This is a genomic window from Desulfosporosinus orientis DSM 765 (assembly GCF_000235605.1).
Lineage (GTDB): Bacteria > Bacillota > Desulfitobacteriia > Desulfitobacteriales > Desulfitobacteriaceae > Desulfosporosinus > Desulfosporosinus orientis.
The window spans coordinates 5,457,285-5,476,193 of the sequence record NC_016584.1 but is presented as its reverse complement, the minus strand read 5'-3'; the positions used below and the strand labels follow the sequence as shown (position 1 = coordinate 5,476,193).

The window sequence follows — 18,909 nt, the reverse complement described above, 5'->3', positions numbered from 1 at the left end:
TTAGGAGATGGATTTAACTGTCCGACAAATGGATGCCGATGAGTTTCAGCGCCAGCGGCAGGAAGTCTTGGGTCAATGGCAGACCGGTAAGGATGTCGTATTTGAAGAAGCTGTTGCGTATCAAAAATCCCTGCCCAAAAGTAAAGTCTTTGCTGAAAAACTCGCTGAGGGAAAAGAAAAGGGCATGACCTTTGCTCAGCCTCGGGCCGGTGTAGCACTTCTTAACGAGCATATTGAGCTCTTGCGTTTTCTTCAGGATGAAGGCGGGGCTGATTTTCTGCCTTCCACCATTGATTCATATACGCGGCAAAACAGGTATACAGAAGCGCAAGCAGGCATTGAAGAAAGTGTCATGATCGGACGTTCCATGTTAAATGGCTTTCCGGCTGTCAATCATGGAGTTGCTGCTTGTCGCCAAGTCATTGAGAGTGTGCAAGTGCCGGTTCAAGTCCGCCACGGGACACCGGACGCCCGCTTGCTGGCGGAAATTACCATTGCCGGAGGATTTACGGATTTTGAAGGCGGCGGAATTTCTTATAATATCCCTTATTCAAAAGATGTTTCCATTGAAAGCACGATTAAATACTGGCAGTATGTTGATCGTTTAATTGGTTTGTATGAAGAGCAAGGGGTAAAAATTAACCGTGAGCCATTTGGCCCCTTGACAGGGACCCTTGTTCCCCCGTCAATTTCCCATGCTGTGGCAGTTATTGAAGGAGTCCTTGCTGTTGCTCAAGGTGTTCGCAGTCTGACTTTAGGTTACGGACAATGCGGTAATCTTATCCAAGATGTAGCGGCACTCCATACCCTACCTGTCTTAGCTGAAGAGTATTTAGCAAAACTAGGTTTGCCCAAAGTAATGATTACCACAGTCTTTCATCAGTGGATGGGCGGCTTCCCTCAGGATGAAGCAAAAGCCTTTGGCGTGATTTCCTGGGGAGCGGCAACGGCGGCTTTAGGAAAGGCTACTAAAGTCATCGTCAAGACTCCCCACGAAGCTCTGGGTATCCCAACGAAGGAGGCCAATGCTGCTGGTATTCGCACTACAAAACAAATCTTAACCATGCTCAAAGACCAGACTTTGCCGATGACTGAAGAATTGGCTCTGGAAGAGGAAATGATTTTGGCGGAAACCCGGGGGATTCTTGATCGAGTTCTTGATTTAGGGGAAGGGGATGCCGCAGTTGGTACGGTTCGAGCTTTCCAAGCCGGCGTCATCGATGTGCCCTTTGCTCCCAGCCGCTATAATGCCGGAAAGATTCTTCCTGCCCGTGACACCAGCGGTGCTGTGCGTTTATTGGATTTTGGCAATATTCCTTTTGATAAGCGGATTAAGGAGTTTCACCGTGAGCGAATCGCTCAGCGGGGACGTGATGAGAATCGGGATCCATCCTTCCAAATGGTAATCGATGACATCTATGCTATCGGTAAAGGGATGCTCGTAGGCAGACCCAGAGGATAACCGAAAGGAATGGTTTTATAAAATGAAAATTATTGATATAATTGCATCCCCAGGACTTACGGGGTTTTATTTTGATGACCAGCGGGCCATTAAGTCCGGCGTCAAGCACGATGGCTTTACCTACTTGGGAGAGCCGGAAACACCGGGTTTTAAAGCGGTTCGTCAACGGGGTGAGTCTATTTCCGTGATGCTTATTCTTGAGGATGGACAAGTGGCCTCAGGGGACTGTGCGGCAGTACAATATTCAGGAGCCGGCGGGCGGGATCCCCTCTTCTTGGCTGAGGATTTTATTCCCATCATCCTTGAGGAAATAGCCCCTAAACTCATTGGCCAGGAGTTGGATTCTTTCCGAAGGTTGGCCGGCCTTGTTGAGACTTCAAAACATTCTGACGGGGAGCGTTTTCATACAGCCATACGCTATGGAGTCAGCCAGGCAATTCTGGATGGTGTAGCCAAAGCAAAGAAAAGAACCATGACCGAAGTGATTCTGGAGGAATACCAGCTGCCCATGATTCTTGAGCCGGTTCCCATCTTTACTCAAACCGGAGATGACCGCTATGAAAACGCTGACAAGGCCATTATTAAACGTGCCGGAGTTCTGCCTCACGCCTTAATCAATAATGTGGAAACAAAGTTAGGCAAAAATGGAGAGCTTCTTTTGGAGTATGTGGAGTGGCTGCGCAATAGAGTGCTTGCCCTTGGCGGCAGTGAATATCGCCCAATCCTGCATATCGACGTATACGGAACTATTGGCTTAGCTTTTGCAGATGATGTGGAGAGGATGGTCGACTACTTTGTAAAGCTTGAAAAAGCCGCAGACCCTCTGCACCTGCGCATTGAGGGCCCCATGGATGCCGGAAGCCTTGAAGGGCAGATTGAACAGATTAAGGCATTGCGGGTGGCATTAAAGGCTAGGGGTGTCAAAGTCGAAGTCGTAGCGGACGAGTGGTGTAATACCTACGAGGATATTGTCAAATTTGTTGACGCCCAGGCTGCGGATATGGTTCAAATCAAGACGCCGGATTTAGGCGGGATTCAAAACACGATTGAAGCCGTCCTCTACGCTAAGAAATATGGGGTAGGCGCTTATGTAGGCGGCTCCTGCAATGAAACGGATGCCGGCGGCAGGACGGCGGTTCATGTAGCTCTGGCTGCCCGGCCGGATCAAATGCTGGCCAAACCAGGAATGGGAGTGGATGAGGGCTACATGATCGTCCACAATGAAATGAACAGAGCACTGGCCTTATTAAAGAGAGCCGGAAAATAATCCATTAGACAACTGAAGGAGCAGACAATCCTATGAGCAAAATTGGCTTGACAACGACAGTTCCAGTCGAAGTGATTTATGCCGCTGGGGACACGCCCGTCGATTTAAATAATATTTTTATAACGAGCACAGAAGCAATGAAGCGTTTGGAAGAAGCAGAACTGGCGGGTTATCCGCGCAATGTGTGCGGCTGGATAAAGGGATTGTATTCGACAGCTCTGCAGAATCCGGATATCCGGCAGATTGTGGCTGTAACTCAAGGAGATTGCAGCAATACTCATGCCTTGATGGAAACCTGGGAGGTAGAGGGGATTGAGATTATTCCCTTTGCCTTCCCATATGACCGAGATCCGGACATGCTTCGTCTCCAAATGGACAAGCTAATCCATGAGTTGGGAACAACTTGGGATGAGGTCAATTTGCAAAAGAGGCGGCTTGATAAAGTTCGGGCACTAGCCTGGGAGATTGACCGGTTGACCTGGGAAGAAGACCGGGTGAGGGGATTTGAAAATCACCTTTACCTTGTCTCATGTTCGGATTTCAATGGCAATCCCGAAGGCTTTGCCGCTGAAATGGAGACGTTTATCCAGACTGCCCGAGCACGCGAGACTCTTTCAAGTCAGTTTTCTTCTAAAAAACCTGGGAAAAAACGGGAAATTCGCCTGGGTTATATAGGTGTACCGCCTATTTTCCCTGAGTTGTATGATTTTTTAGAAGAACATGGAGCCAGGGTTGTCTTCAACGAAGTACAGAGACAATTTTCCATGCCTTTTCTAACGGAAGACATTGTTGAACAGTACCGGTTATACACCTATCCTTATAAAGTGTTTCTTAGGTTGGAGGATATAGATCGAGAAGCTAAGCGTCGCCGGCTGGATGGAATCATTCATTATACCCAAAGTTTTTGTTACCGCCAGATTGAAGATCAAATCATTAGGAAAAGGCTGGATTTTCCGATTCTGACTTTGGAGGGAGAAAACCCAACAGGCTTAGATGCCAGAAGCAAAATGAGGCTGGAGTCATTTCTAAGTATGCTTGAATAATAATGGTAAAGCTGGAGGATAGCATTATGTCCGGAAAACTGATTTGTGGAATTGATCTGGGGAGCAGGAATGTAAAAATTGCCCTTATGAAGGATAATCGTGAGGGGAAAGCTTTGGAAGTCCTTCGGCTGGAAAGTTTAGATACCATCCGTTTCTATCGGGAATATGGACGAAAACAAGGTGGTAAACTAGTCATAAACTTTGAAGCATTGGGGCTGCCGGAGGTTGATCAGTTAATATCCACGGGCTACGGCAGGAATACCCTGGAGCTAGCCGGCGGTGAGGCTATTCCTGAGCTGAAGGCTCATGTGATTGGAGCAATCTACCAGACGGGGCTCAAGGATTTTACTTTGGTGGACCTGGGCGGACAAGACAGTAAAATCATTCAGGTTCAAAAGGGAAGAATGATTGACTTTTTGACCAATGATAAGTGTGCCGCCTCTTCCGGACGATACCTGGAAAACATGGCGACTATTCTGGATCTGAGCCTTGAAGAACTGGGCCGGCATATGGATGCTCCTGTGGAATTAAATTCAACCTGTGCGGTGTTTGGTGAAAGCGAGCTGATTGGCAAGATTGTGGAAGGATTTCCTTTATCTGAACTGGCTGCAGGTGTGAATACCACCATTGTCAAGCGTATCTTGCCTCTCTTGCGTTCGTTCCCGGGCCAGGTTATTGTTTTCACAGGAGGGGTTGCCTTTAATCAAGCGGTAGGCAAACTCTTGGAATTAGGTACGGGTCGTCAGATCCTAATACCTCCGGAGCCGCAATTCAATGGAGCTATTGGCTGTTGTGCTTATGCGGCTAATCAAGAATAATGAAAAATTTCTATTTAAATAGTGGATTATAGGCATAAATAAATCTTATGAAATATAAAGCGTTTAAACCCTCTATAAATACCGAAATGTCTGATAATATCCGGCTTGAGGGTGCTTATTTAAATAAGAAGGAAAATATGAAAATAAAATAGCTATAATAAAAAAATATAATAAAAACCTGAAAAACGTCCAAATCGGTCTCCTAATTTCGGCAAAAAAGCCTTATAATGAGTTCGTGCAAGAAGTAACAAATTGACCCTTTAGAAGCTAACAAATGTATGGGCCAAAGAGCCGAAGAAAAATTATTTTTGGAGGTCGACTTATGCAAAGAATGCTGGATGGGCTGATTAAATTTAGACAAGAGGATTTCGAAGAACATAAAGCGTTGTTTAGTAAATTAAAACGTCGTCAAGAACCCCACACCCTCTTCATTGCCTGCTCTGACTCACGGGTCATGCCGGAAATGATTACGAAATCCTTGCCGGGAGAATTATTTGTGGTGCGAAATATCGCCAACATTGTTCCGCCTTATAAGGAAGTACACCAAGATTATGTAGCAACGACTTCGGCCATTGAATATGCCGTGAAATCCTTAAAGGTTGAAAATATTGTTGTTTGCGGGCATTCCAATTGTGGGGGCTGTGCCTCCATCTATTTGCCGGATGAGGTTCTTAATAATTTGCCGGATACTAAAAAATGGCTGGAATTAGCCCAGAATGTCAAAAAGAGAGTCATGGTGCACCTGGAAGATGAAACTGATGAATACCAGAGGGAATGGTTGACTGAGCAAATAAACATCCTTGAGCAGATTAAACATCTATTGACGTACCCTTATATTAAAGAAAAGTACCTTAATAAAGAACTCAATATTTACGGTTTCTATTACATGATTGAAACCGGTGAAGTTTTCATTTTTAATTATGATACCGGAGTCTTTGAACTATCAAATTGATGTGAAATAGAGTTCTATATGTTTATGCTCAACAACGTATTCCGAACATCGGTCATCTGATATAATGACCAGTGTTCGGAATACGCAATTTTAGGGTATGTTATGCTTAATAAGGAGCAGCCCTTTTAAATTGAGGTGAGAAAGTGAGAATCACAAAAATAGCTAAAGCAGGGACGTTGGAATCCAATGATATATTAATCATGGTCCGGCCCAATGACTCCGGCAAAATTGAGTTGGACTTGGAAAGTATCGTCATGCAGCAATTTGGAGACGTCATCAAAGAAGTGATTTTACATAAAGTTGAGGAAATGGGCGTCGAGGGTATAGTGATTAAAGCTCAGGATAAAGGAGCCTTAGACTATACCATAGCGGCCAGAGTAGAAACCGCTATAACCAGAGCAATGTAACGGTTGTCATTTAAATAAGAACAAAAGATTAATAATAAGGTGAGTAAGGTGGAAACGTTGAGAAGAACCATGTTGTTTATGCCCGGCAACAATCCGGGAATGCTTCAAGATGCTGCCATTCTGGGTGCAGACTCCATCATTTTGGATTTAGAGGATGCTGTGAGTTTAACGGAGAAGGATAGCGCCCGGATTTTGGTTCGAGAAGCCATCAAGGCCGTTGATTACTCTCAGGTAGAAGTAGTCGTGAGAATTAACCCTCTGGACACAGAATTCGGCCCCCTTGATGTAGAGGTCATCGCCCGGGTTAAGCCGGATGCCTTGTTGGTTCCTAAGGCAAACGAAGAAGAAATCAGACATATTGATCAATTGTTAAATCAAATAGAAAAAGAAGCAGGATTTTCCCCTGAAAGTATCAAGCTCATTGCCCTCATAGAAACTGCCCTGGGCTTAGAAAATGTCCACAATGTTATTCAAGCCTCCAAGCGGACGGCCGGTGTACTTTTGGGGGGAGAGGATCTGACAGCGGATTTAGGCATCCAGCGAACTAAAGAAGGGGAAGAGATCTTTTATGCCCGCAATAAGATAGCGACAGTCTGTCGGGCTTTAAAGATCGATGCTATTGATACTCCTTTTACCGATACTAATGATTATGAAGGTCTGGAAAAGGATACGGCTAAAGCCAAAGGCTTGGGTCTGACGGGAAAGGCAGCTATTAATCCGAGACAAATCGATACCATTCATTCCGTTTTTGCACCTACGGAGGCAGAGCTGAACTATGCCTTGAAAGTATTGGCTGCTATGGAGGAAGCGGAAAGAGAGGGCAAGGGCTGTTATTCATTAAACGGCAAAATGATAGACGCTCCCGTTCTTAGCCGGGCTAAAGCGACTGTTGAGCTGTGCCGGAGGCTGGGGATGATTCCTTCTAAAGAAGGTGATGTGCTATGAAAAATAGTTTAGGCAGGGAAATTCCTGAATATATTGAGGGTTACGGGCCAGTTACCCCTTTTGCGGGGGCATTTAAGAACAGCGGACTAAGAACCAGAACCTCTGTGAAAGTAAGCAGCCTCATACCCAATCAGCAAAAGCTGCTGTCAAGCATCGATGAAGCTCTGGAGAAGCTCAACATCAGTGACGGGATGACCATATCCTTTCATCATCATTTGCGAAATGGAGATTTTGTTCTCAATAAGGTCATGGAGCGTATAGCAGCCCGGGGGATCAAAGATCTGACGGTGGCAGCCAGCTCTATCTTCCCAATCCACGCACCACTTGTTGGTTACATGGAAAAGGGAGTGGTGACGGGTTTAGTATCAAACTATCTGTCCGGGCCTGTGGCTGAAGCCGTGTCTCAGGGGAAACTAAAAAAGCCTGCCCTGATGCAGACCCATGGCGGCCGGGCCCGGGCCATAGAAAGCGGTGACCTGCATATCGACATCGCTTTTCTGGCGGCTCCTGCGGCAGATGCTTATGGGAATATGAATGGTGTTAAGGGAGAGGCGGCGTGCGGGTCCTTAGGTTACGCCGTAGCTGATGCAGAGTATGCGGATAAGACCGTGGTCATAACGGACCATTTAGTGCCTTATCCCGCCTATCCTATAGAAATCAGCCAAATATATACGGATTATGTCGTTGAGACCGATTCCATCGGGGATCCCAAAGGGATTGTTTCCGGGACGACAAAAATCACTAAAGATCCTGTGGCCTTGATTATCGCTAAAAGAGCAGCTGAAGTGATTAAGGCCGCCGGTCTAGTTCGGGAAGGGATGTCTTTTCAGACGGGAGCAGGGGGAACCTCCCTGGCCGTGGCTGCCGAGCTGAAAAAGATTATGCGCCAGGAAGGTGTGAAGGGGAGCTTTGCTTCCGGCGGGATTACAGGGTATCTGGTAGAAATGCTGGAGGAAGGCCTTTTTAGCAGCCTCTTTGATGTTCAATGCTTTGATTTGAAGGCCATAGAATCTTATCGGGACAATCCCACTCACCAATTCATGTCGGCCTCGATGTACGGAAATCCTCACACCAAGGGTGCGGTGGTTAACAATTTAGATATCATGATTTTGGGAGCAACGGAAATTGACACTGACTTTAATGTTAATGTTACAACATCCTCTAACGGAGTGATTATGGGCGGTTCAGGCGGGCACAGCGATACCGCAGCGGGAGCAAAGCTCTCCATAGTAGTAACGAATCTTATGAAAGCCAGGCTTCCCATCATCAAGGATAAGGTCATGACAGTTACTACGCCGGGGGAAAGTATTGATGTTGTGGTGACGGAACGGGGAATTGCCGTCAATCCCAGGCGAATTGATTTGCTGGAAAAGCTCAAGAATACCAGACTGCCCCTCATGACCATGAAGGCCTTAAAAGATCTGGCTGAAAAAACGACGGGAGTACCCAAGATCATTGAAACCGACGATGAGATTATGGCCGTTGTGGAATACCGGGATGGCAGTGTGATTGATGTCGTGAGAAAGGTGCAAGGAGAGAGAAGTTGTGTACGGTGTTCATGTTGAGAGGGTGAATCTTAAGAGCCGGTTGGAGCGTGAAGAGGTAGAAACCTTCCTCGCAAGTTTTGATTTAGGTTTTGACCAGGATGTGGATTATACCTTAGTTGTGCGGCAGGATAGACCTCAGAATGTGAGGACAGAAAGGACTCCCATTGTCGGAACCTGTTCTAAAGCTAAGAATGTCCTGAAGTGTTTTGCGGTAAGGGAAGAATTCCGAGGACAGGGAATAGCTTCCACCTTAGTTTCCGTGGTCATTGACAAACTCTTTAGTCAAGGGATTTATCATTGCTTTGTTTTCACCAAGCCCTCCCAAGCTCCTATTTTTACAGCCTTGAATTTTAAGCTCATCCAGGGGAATGAAAGTGTCGCTCTTTTAGAAAATGGGATATTGGACATTGGGCAAAGCCTTAAGGAAATGAAAAACCGGTACAGCATCGGCGATGAAGAAAAAGCGGCTTTGGTCATGAATTGTAATCCATTGACCTTAGGGCACCAATTTCTCATTGAAGAAGCTTCTCAAAACAACAAAGAAGTTCTGATTTTTGTCGTTGAGGAGGAACAATCCTTATTTCCCTTTGCCATAAGATTTGACCTGATTCGCCGGGGTACGGCCCATTTGGGCAATGTCAAGGTGATACCCAGTGGAGAGTATATTATCTCTTCAGCTACCTTTCCTTCCTATTTCATAAGAGAAGAAGGAGAAAAGATGAAAGCTTATGCCGACTTGGATGCGTCAATCTTCGGGAAGTATTTCGGGAAATACCTGAACATCAAGAAGAGATATGTAGGAGAAGAGCCTTATTGTCCGGTTACCAGGACTTATAATGAAACAATGAAGAGGGTGCTTCCCAAGTATGGTGTGGAGCTTATTGAAATCAGGAGAAAGGCTTTTGAAAAAACGGCCATCAGTGCCTCCCTGGTCAGGAGCTTATTGAAGGAGGAAAGTCCTCAAGACCTTAGCAGCTACCTGCCTGAAGTTACCCTGGAATTTCTCAAGACCAGTTATGGAAAGGAGATTGCGGAGAAAATAAAGAACAGTCATTCTCCCCACTAAGTTTCATGAAACACTATACAGCGGAGGACTTGCTGGAGGCCAGAGAGAAGCGGGCGGAAGAAATAGCTCACTTACTTCAAACTTATAAGACCCCCATATTGGCTATGAGGGTGAACTATCCGGGATTAAATAAGACGAATGACGTTACCTTGACCATAATCCGGGAAATGAGTTCAACATTATGTAAAATGTTTGGAAGAACCATGTGTTTTAACTCCTTTCAACATGGAGCAGAAGGTCCCGTCTTCCTGGCTGCGGTGAGGGAAGAGGGAATAATCCTTAAAAGGGCTGTTATCGACCTGGAAGAAAAGCATCCCTTAGGGCGCTATGTGGATATCGACATCTATATCGGCAAGGATAGAAGCATTAGCCGGCAAGAACTAGGCTATCCTCAACGAAAATGCTATTTATGCCATGAGGATGCTCATTCTTGTGTAAGATCCCGGCGGCATAGTAGGCACGACGTTGTTGAATATATTGAAAATGGCCTTAAGAACTATGTGAAAGAAAAGAATTATTGAAGGCAAGGGAATGGACGGATTAAGTGTTTAATGTAAATAAAGACAGCATCATAGATCATCGAGCAATAGAGATAGCAAGCTTGGCGGTACAGGCAATCCTTTATGAGGTTTCCTGTAATCCATCCCCCGGATTAGTTTCCAGAGTATCTAACGGTGCCCATTGTGATATGGATTACTACACCTTTTTAGATAGTGCCGCCGCCCTTATCAATCCTTTGATTCAATGCACACAGACAGGATTTTCCGCCGCTGCCCCTAAAGAGATTTTCGAAGAAATCCGGCTCATTGGTCAATGGGGGGAACAAATAATGTTTCAAAAGACAAAGGGGGTTAATACCCATAAAGGCACTCTCTTTTTAATGGGAACTTGTTGTGCAGCAGCTGGAAAAGCTGTAATTTCAGGTGCCGGCTTCTCATCCCTGCAGAAGATAATCCGGGAAATGACCGAAGGTTTAGTGGAAAAAGAGTTAATTTCCAGAGTTAGAGAGCTGGAAATGTTGGAAAGGATTCATCCGTCAGCTTTAACTCATGGGGAAAAGCTCTTTTTAACCTACAACGTTACGGGTATTCGCGGAGAAGTGGAAAAAGGCTTGCCCATTGTTTTTAATCTCTCTTTGCCTTTTTATAAAGAACTTCAGCATTTGAGCCCAAACGCCAGGTTGATTCAGACCCTGCTGGCCATCATGCAGTTTAGCGAGGATACGAATATACTCTACCGGCATTCTCCGAAGATCTTAACTGAGGTTCAGGAAAAAGCTAAAAAAATAATTGTTCTTGGCGGAATGGAAACGGCTGAAGGAGTTAAAGCAATTGAAGCGATGGATAAGGAATTTTGCAGGCGCAGCATAGGTCCGGGCGGGAGCGCAGACTTATTGGGGGTTACTGTTTTTCTGTATTTATTGGAAAGTTATATGGAAAATTAAGTTTAGAAAGAAAAAAGACAAGGCTGAATTTTATCGGCCTTGTCTTTTTCTTCTAATTTATATTAAGAAAGCAGCGATTACTTAGGACCGGGCTGCTTCAAAGGCTGCTTGAATGGCATCTTCCTGAGCTTGAGTGAGAGTACCGTCTGAAACCAGACTGTCAAGTACAGTTGTCATTCTATTGCTGCCTTTGGTTAGCTGTTCACCATCAGCAGGGGCAGAAGGTTTAGCGGCTTCAAGAGCTGCTTGAATGGCATCTTCTTGATCCTGGGTAAGAGTGCCGTCTGAAACTAAGCTGTCCAAGACACTAGTTAAGCCGTTGCCTCTGTTCAGGTGTTCACCGTCAGCAGAAGCAGAGGACCGGGCAGATTCAAGAGCTGCCTGGATGGCATCCTCTTCATCTTGAGAAAGAGTACCGTCTGAAACTAAGCTGTCCAGAACAGTGGTTAGACCGTTGCCCTTATTCAGGTGTTCACCATCAGCAGAGGCAGAAGGTTTAGCGGCTTCAAGGGCTGCTTGGATGGCATCTTCCTGATCCTGAGTAAGAGTGCCGTCTGAAACTAAGCTGTCCAAGACAGTCGTTAAGCCGTTGCCTCTGTTCAGGTGTTCACCGTCAGCAGAAGCAGAGGACCGGGCAGATTCAAGAGCTGCCTGGATGGCATCCTCTTCATCTTGAGAAAGAGTACCGTCTGAAACTAAGCTGTCTAGAACAGTGGTTAGACCGTTGCCCTTATTCAGGTGTTCACCATCAGCAGAGGCAGTAGGTTTGGTGGCTTCAAGAGCTGCTTGGATAGCATCCTCCTGAGCCTGGGTAATTGTACCGGCAGTTACCAGGTTATCTAAGATATTGCTATTCCCGTTGGGGCCTCCCCGTTGGAAGTCCGTACCTGTTTGGTTATGAGAAAAAGCTGGCACTTGCACAGAAGTTGTGCCGGCATACACAGATGTTGCGGATAGGAAGGTTGTAAGGGCTGCGGCAATCATAATTGTTTTTGTTTTTTTCATGATCATAAATCCTCCTTTGTTTGCTACATAGTACCATGATTAATTAGCCTGGGGATTATGTACATACTCTGCCGGGGGGGTTGAGGAAGTAGTATTTGTTTTTTAGTTATTTGCATGAAATTAAGTAAGCACCTCCTTTTAGATCTTCCCATGAGTATGGACATAATCTGACAGTTGATTTTGCTTCGAAGTGGAAATCTTGAAGACATTGTTATTATGCAATGGCAAACTGAAATCAAGCTGAAGCAAAACTGAAACCTAACTGAAAGTCAACTGAAAATATCGTAAAAAGGAAATACCCCCTTTTCCTGATGAGTGGAGAAGGGGTAGTTAATAAGACACATATGAGAAAATGTTTTCTTCTAGAGGAAGGATTATGAAGATAAAAAAAGAATTATTGTATCATACTTTGCATTTTAATTTTTCTGGCGGCATTAGCATGAATTTTAAATAATGGAGGAAAATGATGAACAAACCTAAGCAAAGATTAATGTCCATAGTATTTGGCCTTTTCTCAGTATTGATATTTCCTTATAACGCCTTAGCAGCAAGCCTGCCGGCTCCTGATGATCTAAGTGTCACTGCCGAAAGCTCCAGTGAAATATATTTAGACTGGGATTCTGTAAGCAATGCCACATCTTATGATGTGTACAGAGCTGCCTCGTCTTCCGGGTCTTACGAAAAAATTGCCACCACGACTGCATCAAAATATACGGATGAAGATTTGGAAGAAGATACGAAGTACTACTATAAAGTTAGGGCGGTAAATGGTTCCACTAAAAGCGCTTATTCAGAAATAGAATACGCCAGAACAGAGGAAGGAGATTCGGATTCTCTGTCTGCCCCCAAAAACTTAAGTGCTTCAGCTAAGAGTCCAAGTGAAATCTATGTGGACTGGTATGCTGTCAATGACTCTACATCTTATTATGTGTACAGATCAACCTCATCTTCCGGGTCTTATGAAAAAATTGCTACTACGACCCTTTCCAGATATACGGATACAGATTTGGAACCAGATACGAAGTATTATTATAAAGTTAAGGCAGTGAAAGGTTCCGACACAAGCGCCTATTCCGAAATAGAATATGCTAAAACTGAAAATTATGAGGGAAGCTTGTCAACCCCTAAAGAGCTTAGTGCCACAGCTGAAAGTTCCAGTGAAATATACCTGGACTGGGATGTCGTCAGTAATGCCACATCCTATTATGTATACAGGGCGACTTCATCCTCAGGGTCTTACGACAAAATTGCCACTACGACATCTTCCAAATATACGGACGAAGATTTAGAAGAGGATACAAAGTATTATTACAAAGTCAAAGCAGTTAACAGTTATGATTCAAGCGATTATTCTTCGATAAAATATGCCAAGACCAAGGATGCTGATGATACGGAAGAAGCCTTGCCGGCTCCTGAAGGACTAAGCGCTGAAGCGGAAAGCTCCGATGAAATATACCTGGACTGGGATTCTGTAGATGATGCTGCATCCTATTATGTTTACAGGGCGACTTCATCCTCAGGGTCTTACGACAAAATTGCCACTACGACATCTTCCAAATATACGGATACAGATTTGGAACCAGATACGAAGTATTACTATAAAGTCAAGGCGGTCAACGGTTCTGATAAAAGTGCCTATTCAGAGATAGTACATGCAACAACTGAAGAGTCAGATGACAATGATAATCTGTCAGCCCCTGAAGACCTAAGCGCCACAGCTAAAAGTTCCGGCGAAATATACCTGGATTGGGATTCTGTGGATGATGCCACATCTTATTATATATACAGTTCAACTTCCTATTCAGGAAGTTACAACAAAATTGCAACCACCACTTCCTCAAGTTACACAGATACGAACTTGGATGAAGACACTACCTATTATTACAAAGTTAGGGCGGTAAACAGTACCGATACAAGCGGTTATTCAGAAATAGAATATGCTACCACTGCAGAGTCAGATGATAGCGATACACTGTCAGCCCCGACAGATCTTACTGCATCGGCGGAAAGCTCCAGCGAAATATATCTGGACTGGGATTCTGTCAGTAATGCTAACTCATATTACGTATACCGATCCACCTCCTCCTCAGGCACTTACTCCAAAATTGCCACAGTGACAGCTTCAAGTTATATGGACACCAACTTATCGGCGAATACTACTTATTATTATAAAGTCTTGGCTGTCAATAACTCAGGGACAAGCGCCTACTCTTCCCTAACTCAAGGGACTACGGCTAAATCTGACGGAACGTCATCAAATCCTTCGGTTCAGGTCCAGACCGCACGATTAGCAGGGAAAGATATGTATGGAACTTGTGCGGAAGTAGCCAAATCAGGCTGGAATACATCCTACTACGCCGTCATCGTAAGCGGGGAGAATTTTACGGATGCACTATGCAGCGCTCCTCTTGCTCAGAAGTATAATGCTCCGTTGCTGCTCACTTCAAAAGATACCTTAAACCAACAAACAGAGAGTGAGCTTTCCCGATTAAAAGTTAAAAAAGTAATTATGATTGGCGGCAGCGGGGTTATATCCTCTGCGGTGGAACAAAGTATAAAAGACATGGGGATCGGAGTATCGAGAATTGCCGGAAATGATCGTTACGACACATCAATGAAAATTGCTCAGGCTATGGGCCAATTCGACCAGGCCGTTGTTGCCAGCGGCGAGACCTTTCCTGATGCCCTGTCAATTGCACCAATTGCTGCCATGAAGGGAATTCCCATCCTGCTTACGCCTAAGGACACTCTTCCTACAGATATTGAAGCCTATTTATTAAGAACGGTTCAGAGTACGTATGTGGTTGGCGGAACAGGTGTCATAAGTGACAATGTTCTTCAGCAGCTCCCATCTCCGAAGCGGCTTAGCGGATTAACCCGATATGAAACAAACGTCAGCATCATTGAAGAATTTGCCAAGGATCTGGATTTCGGAACCTGCTACCTATCAACCGGCGAAAATTATGCAGATGCTTTATCCGGTTCTGCCTTAGCTGCACTTTCAAATTCCCCTGTTATTTTGGTGAAAAGTCCTCTTGATCAATCCACAATAGATTTTTTGAGAAGTAAAATGGGAAGTATAGAAAAGGAAGTTGTGTTTGGAGGGACTGTGGTAGTACCGGAGAGTATCTTAGAGGCTATTAATAAAGTGCCGGATAAAGCTGATATACCATCGGCACCGACGGAAATTACGGCCACTCCGCTAAGTTCCACTGAAATAAGCCTTTCCTGGAATTCAGTAAGTAAAGCAACATCCTATTATATCTATGGTTCAACTTCTTCTTCGGGGACCTATACCCAAATTGCTACAGTTACATCTACAAATTATGTGAATACCGGGCTTTGGGCAGACACCACGTATTACTATAAAGTTAAGGCAGTGAACAGTTCCGGTGAAAGCGAGTACTCCCCTGTCGATAACGCCAAAACAGCTGTGTCAGATTACTAAACAATTTGATGAAATTGACGAGCTCGGAGCCTTTAGGACACCCACTACAGTGGGTGTTCTCTCTTGCATTTAATGAACTAAGGAGTAGAATAAAGACGTAGAGTGAGAATATTCAGACGAATGTTTTCGTTCAAACGTTAAAGGAGGGATAAAACGATGAAGGAAATACTTGTGGAAGAGATTATTTCTGCCGTTGAACAACTCTGCATAGATGCTAATTATGACCTTGGCTCCGACATTATGACGGGATTTAAGCAAGCTTTAAAAGATGAGCCATCTCCATTAGGCCGAGAAGTATTGGATAGGCTCATTGAAAACGCGGTCATTGCTCAGGAGGAAAGAGTTCCCATGTGCCAGGACACGGGAATGGCTGTTCTTTTTGTGGAAATCGGCCAGGATTTGCATGTTGCAGGCGGAGGTCTTACCGACGCTATCAATGAAGGAGTACGCCGGGGATATGAGAAAGGATACTTGCGAAAATCAGTGGTTAAAGATCCCTTTGAGAGGGTGAACACTGGAGATAATACTCCGGCCGTGATTCATTATGATATAGTATCGGGGGATACGCTGCGCCTTGTTGTAGCTCCCAAAGGATTTGGAAGTGAAAACATGGGAGGTTTAAAAATGTGCAAACCCTCTGAAGGCTTAGAGGGGGCAATGCAGTTTGTGGTTGACACAGTAGATCGAGCAGGAGGAAACCCTTGTCCGCCCATAATTGTAGGCGTGGGTGCTGGCGGAACAATGGAAAAAGCTACTTATTTGGCAAAAAAAGCCCTGCTTCGTGAAGTTGGCAAACATAATCCCGAAGGCCGTCTGGCCGAAATTGAGGCAGAGTTATTAGATCGTATTAATCGCTTGGGAATCGGACCTCAAGGTTTTGGAGGAGTGACAACGGCTTTAGCCGTCAATTTGGAGGTGTATCCGACTCATATTGCAGGAATGCCTGTGGCAGTAAACATAGGTTGTCACGCAACCCGTCATAAAGAAATTACATTGTTAGGGAGGGAAGTCTAATGAGCCAAACTATCCGCATTGAAACTCCCCTTACCCAGGAGAAGCTCAGGAAACTGAAGGTTGGGGACAATGTTTTGATTGATGGTGTAATTTATACCGGGCGGGATGCGGCCCATAAAAAAATGGTAGAAGCTTTGGAGAGAGGAGAAGACCTTCCTTTTGACATGAAGGATCAAATTATCTATTTTGTAGGCCCGACTCCTGCCAAAGAAGGGCAAGTGATTGGATCTGCCGGTCCAACCACCAGCGGACGGATGGATGCCTATTCTCCCAAGCTGATTGCCAAAGGATTAACAGGGATGATCGGCAAAGGACTGCGATCCGCTGAAGTCATTGATGCTATGAAAAAACACGGTGCCATTTATTTCGGTGCCATTGGCGGTGCAGGAGCCCTCATCGCCAAACGTATTGTTTCGGCGGAGGTTATTGCTTATCCTGAACTGGGAACGGAAGCAGTTCGACGTTTAGTGGTTAAGGATTTCCCGGCCATGGTGATCATTGATCATGAGGGAAATAATCTCTACGACATTGGAAAAAACCAATATCGAAGGGCCTAACAATCACAAAAGCTTCACATTTTCTTTAGCAAATCCATGGTTTTTTAGAGTATAATAAGGATATTCTTATTAGACCATATCCTGTAAATTAATCCTTGATAGGAGTTGCTGAAGAAATGAATTGCCCGCTGTGTGAAGCGCGTGATGTCGGTCGAATTGGCCGTGACCGATACTACTGTAGAGAGTGTTGCCATGAGTGGACGAAGGGCGATGGTGTGGTTCAAATTTATGAAGTATTGTCAGATGGATCTGTGGCAAGGATAGAAACAAAGCCTGAGTCATTTTCTTGTACATTAACACCTCTTCCGGTTGTTCGCAGACGCGCTGGTTAGAGCTCCCTTGGTCAGAACAGACATAAATGAAGTTAACTTACTTAAACCCGCATAGAATGTCATTTATAATGAAAGAGCCGAAATGAACAGAAGTTACAGTTCATTTCGGCTCTTTCCAGGTTTTAGCTTTCATATTTTTCGATTTTGAGGTACTAAGTTATAACTCCCAAAATATTAGCGATAAGTGCAGGATTTCGTCGACATATCTAGAAATGTAGAAAATATAAGAACAGTACACACTGCCCTGGGAATTATTATCGAGGGCAAAGACTTTATAACAGAAAAAGATAAGGAATAGGGCTTTGAAAAAGAGAGGATGAATAATGATGACTCAATTACACCAGTTTAGTTTGGATGAGGCTCTTCAATTATTGAAAATGGATGCAGAACAATTAGCCCTTCTTAAAGAAGTTCGACATGTTATTGAGCGGGATTCCGATGAAATTATTACAAACTTTTATGCCCATGTGACAACGGTACCAGGGCTAAAAGCGATTATTGACCGTTTTTCTTCAGTGGAGAAATTAAAAGTTACCATGAAGAAATATTTGTTCTCTCTCTTTCCTGAAAAAGTTGATGAAGAATTCATAGAGTGGCGGATTACCATCGGAGGAGTGCATAAACGGATCGATCTGCCGCCTTTTTACTATTTAAGTGCTAATCAAATCTTGTGTGATGAGATTATACCCAGGATTTTTGAACATTATCGTAAAAAAACTGATCAAGCGCTTCGAGTGAGTTTGGCCTTGCAACGCTTTTTAAGCTTTGATCAACAAGTTGTAATGGCCAGTTACATCCAGTCCTATATGAACGAAATTGACAAAAAGGCTGAATTAGAGAAAGCCCTTTACGAGATTGACAGCTTACAGCGCAGTGTAAGTGAAGCAAGTCAGGCCTTGGCTGCAACTTCGGAACAAACAGCAGCTTCGGCAGCAGAGATGAATGAAGCAACTGCCCGAATTTCAAGCAATGCCTCTGAAGCTGCCGAATTTTCTCGTCAGGTTGATTCTCTGGCACAAGAGGGTGCCCGAAAAATTCAGATGATTTCAGAGACTATTTTGCGATTATCAGATATGACCTCAGAGATGCAAGAAAAGATGCTGGAACTGGACAAAAGTTCCGCACGAATTGCCTCCGTCACAGATGTCATAAAAGAAATTGCTTCCCAGACCAATCTCTTAGCGTTAAATGCCGCCATTGAAGCGGCCCGTGCAGGAGACAGCGGCAGAGGTTTTGGCGTGGTGGCAGAAGAAGTGAAAAAGCTTGCTAATCATTCAGAACAATCGGTAAAAGAAATAAGTTCACTGATTGCCTTGACAAAGCAAAATACAGTAGCTGTTAATCACTCCATTGCTCAAACTACTGAAGCTATGCAAGGCGCTGCAGCTGAAGCTGGAGAAGTTGTAAGCCGTTTTGGAGACATTATGTCCGCAATCAATGCCAGCATACAACAAGTTCAGGGTATTGCCCAACAAATCGATGCCTTATCCTCAACAGCCGGACAAATAGGTGCAGCATCCGAAGATGTTGCCAATTCTGCCACCTCTTTGGCTCAAATGGGTTTGAGGGACTAAAGGGTTAGAGAATGCAAGAAGTTAGTAA

16 protein-coding genes are annotated in these 18,909 nt (G+C 44.5%); 15 read left to right on the top strand and 1 reads right to left on the bottom strand.

What is annotated here, in order from left to right:
• Positions 1-7 precede the first annotated feature (7 nt).
• The 11 genes from DESOR_RS25380 to citG all read left to right on the top strand — a co-directional run bounded on the left by DESOR_RS25380 (position 8) and on the right by citG (position 10,951).
• Positions 8-1,462, top strand: coding sequence for a methylaspartate mutase subunit E (locus tag DESOR_RS25380; RefSeq protein WP_014187460.1), 1,455 nt, complete (start codon positions 8-10; stop codon positions 1,460-1,462).
• Positions 1,463-1,484: 22 nt separating this feature from the next.
• Complete coding sequence (locus tag DESOR_RS25375) at positions 1,485-2,729, top strand: methylaspartate ammonia-lyase (RefSeq protein WP_014187459.1); 1,245 nt, start codon at positions 1,485-1,487, stop codon at positions 2,727-2,729.
• Positions 2,730-2,761: 32 nt separating this feature from the next.
• Positions 2,762-3,772 carry a 2-hydroxyacyl-CoA dehydratase family protein gene (locus DESOR_RS25370; RefSeq protein WP_014187458.1) on the top strand — a complete coding sequence of 337 codons (1,011 nt, stop codon included), beginning with the start codon at positions 2,762-2,764 and terminating at the stop codon, positions 3,770-3,772.
• Between the two features lie 26 nt (positions 3,773-3,798).
• Positions 3,799-4,590: an acyl-CoA dehydratase activase gene (locus tag DESOR_RS25365; protein ID WP_014187457.1), complete on the top strand. Its 792-nt coding sequence runs from the start codon at positions 3,799-3,801 to the stop codon at positions 4,588-4,590.
• Positions 4,591-4,912: 322 nt separating this feature from the next.
• Positions 4,913-5,542, top strand: a complete 630-nt coding sequence (locus DESOR_RS25360) for a carbonic anhydrase (RefSeq protein ID WP_014187456.1) — start codon at positions 4,913-4,915, stop codon at positions 5,540-5,542.
• Between the two features lie 143 nt (positions 5,543-5,685).
• Positions 5,686-5,949: a citrate lyase acyl carrier protein gene (citD, locus tag DESOR_RS25355; RefSeq protein ID WP_014187455.1), complete on the top strand. Its 264-nt coding sequence runs from the start codon at positions 5,686-5,688 to the stop codon at positions 5,947-5,949.
• Positions 5,950-5,997: 48 nt separating this feature from the next.
• Positions 5,998-6,894: an HpcH/HpaI aldolase/citrate lyase family protein gene (locus DESOR_RS25350; RefSeq protein WP_042331669.1), complete on the top strand. Its 897-nt coding sequence runs from the start codon at positions 5,998-6,000 to the stop codon at positions 6,892-6,894.
• Positions 6,891-8,459, top strand: a complete 1,569-nt coding sequence (gene citF / locus DESOR_RS25345; protein WP_014187453.1) for a citrate lyase subunit alpha — start codon at positions 6,891-6,893, stop codon at positions 8,457-8,459. The genes DESOR_RS25350 and citF overlap by 4 nt, the downstream gene beginning before the upstream one ends.
• Positions 8,440-9,507 carry a [citrate (pro-3S)-lyase] ligase gene (citC, locus tag DESOR_RS25340; protein ID WP_014187452.1) on the top strand — a complete coding sequence of 356 codons (1,068 nt, stop codon included), beginning with the start codon at positions 8,440-8,442 and terminating at the stop codon, positions 9,505-9,507. The genes citF and citC overlap by 20 nt, the downstream gene beginning before the upstream one ends.
• Positions 9,508-9,512: 5 nt before the next feature.
• The gene (citX, locus tag DESOR_RS25335; RefSeq protein WP_014187451.1) at positions 9,513-10,028 is read left to right on the top strand and encodes a citrate lyase holo-[acyl-carrier protein] synthase; all 516 of its coding nucleotides are present in this window, start codon (positions 9,513-9,515) and stop codon (positions 10,026-10,028) included.
• Between the two features lie 23 nt (positions 10,029-10,051).
• Positions 10,052-10,951 (top strand): triphosphoribosyl-dephospho-CoA synthase CitG, encoded by a 900-nt coding sequence (gene citG, locus DESOR_RS25330; RefSeq protein WP_014187450.1) that lies wholly within the window; start codon positions 10,052-10,054, stop codon positions 10,949-10,951.
• An 81-nt stretch (positions 10,952-11,032) separates the two neighbouring features.
• On the opposite strand, the gene DESOR_RS27595 is transcribed toward citG, so the two are convergent.
• On the bottom strand, positions 11,033-11,956 hold the full coding sequence (locus tag DESOR_RS27595; RefSeq protein WP_014187449.1) for a hypothetical protein: 924 nt from the start codon (positions 11,954-11,956) through the stop codon (positions 11,033-11,035).
• 463 nt (positions 11,957-12,419) lie between these two features.
• On the opposite strand from DESOR_RS27595, the gene DESOR_RS25320 reads away from it, so the two are divergent.
• The 4 genes from DESOR_RS25320 (at position 12,420) to DESOR_RS25300 (ending at position 18,881) form a co-directional block, all read left to right on the top strand.
• Positions 12,420-15,404, top strand: coding sequence for a cell wall-binding repeat-containing protein (locus DESOR_RS25320; RefSeq protein WP_148265325.1), 2,985 nt, complete (start codon positions 12,420-12,422; stop codon positions 15,402-15,404).
• Between the two features lie 156 nt (positions 15,405-15,560).
• Positions 15,561-16,418 (top strand): fumarate hydratase, encoded by an 858-nt coding sequence (locus DESOR_RS25315; protein ID WP_014187447.1) that lies wholly within the window; start codon positions 15,561-15,563, stop codon positions 16,416-16,418.
• Positions 16,418-16,975, top strand: coding sequence for a Fe-S-containing hydro-lyase (locus DESOR_RS25310; protein WP_014187446.1), 558 nt, complete (start codon positions 16,418-16,420; stop codon positions 16,973-16,975). The genes DESOR_RS25315 and DESOR_RS25310 overlap by 1 nt, the downstream gene beginning before the upstream one ends.
• A 658-nt stretch (positions 16,976-17,633) precedes the next feature.
• Complete coding sequence (locus tag DESOR_RS25300) at positions 17,634-18,881, top strand: globin-coupled sensor protein (RefSeq protein WP_042332774.1); 1,248 nt, start codon at positions 17,634-17,636, stop codon at positions 18,879-18,881.
• Positions 18,882-18,909 lie beyond the last annotated feature (28 nt).

Excerpts from the sequence above, each read along its gene's own strand:
- DESOR_RS25380 (WP_014187460.1), top strand. The coding sequence starts at position 8 with ATGGATTTAACTGTCCGACAAATGGATGCCGATGAGTTTCAGCGCCAG.
- DESOR_RS25375 (WP_014187459.1), top strand. The coding sequence starts at position 1,485 with ATGAAAATTATTGATATAATTGCATCCCCAGGACTTACGGGGTTTTAT.
- DESOR_RS25370 (WP_014187458.1), top strand. The coding sequence starts at position 2,762 with ATGAGCAAAATTGGCTTGACAACGACAGTTCCAGTCGAAGTGATTTAT.
- DESOR_RS25365 (WP_014187457.1), top strand. The coding sequence starts at position 3,799 with ATGTCCGGAAAACTGATTTGTGGAATTGATCTGGGGAGCAGGAATGTA.
- DESOR_RS25360 (WP_014187456.1), top strand. The coding sequence starts at position 4,913 with ATGCAAAGAATGCTGGATGGGCTGATTAAATTTAGACAAGAGGATTTC.
- citF (WP_014187453.1), top strand. The coding sequence starts at position 6,891 with ATGAAAAATAGTTTAGGCAGGGAAATTCCTGAATATATTGAGGGTTAC.
- citX (WP_014187451.1), top strand. The coding sequence starts at position 9,513 with ATGAAACACTATACAGCGGAGGACTTGCTGGAGGCCAGAGAGAAGCGG.
- DESOR_RS27595 (WP_014187449.1), bottom strand. The coding sequence starts at position 11,956 with ATGAAAAAAACAAAAACAATTATGATTGCCGCAGCCCTTACAACCTTC.
- DESOR_RS25320 (WP_148265325.1), top strand. The coding sequence starts at position 12,420 with ATGATGAACAAACCTAAGCAAAGATTAATGTCCATAGTATTTGGCCTT.
- DESOR_RS25315 (WP_014187447.1), top strand. The coding sequence starts at position 15,561 with ATGAAGGAAATACTTGTGGAAGAGATTATTTCTGCCGTTGAACAACTC.
- DESOR_RS25310 (WP_014187446.1), top strand. The coding sequence starts at position 16,418 with ATGAGCCAAACTATCCGCATTGAAACTCCCCTTACCCAGGAGAAGCTC.
- DESOR_RS25300 (WP_042332774.1), top strand. The coding sequence starts at position 17,634 with ATGACTCAATTACACCAGTTTAGTTTGGATGAGGCTCTTCAATTATTG.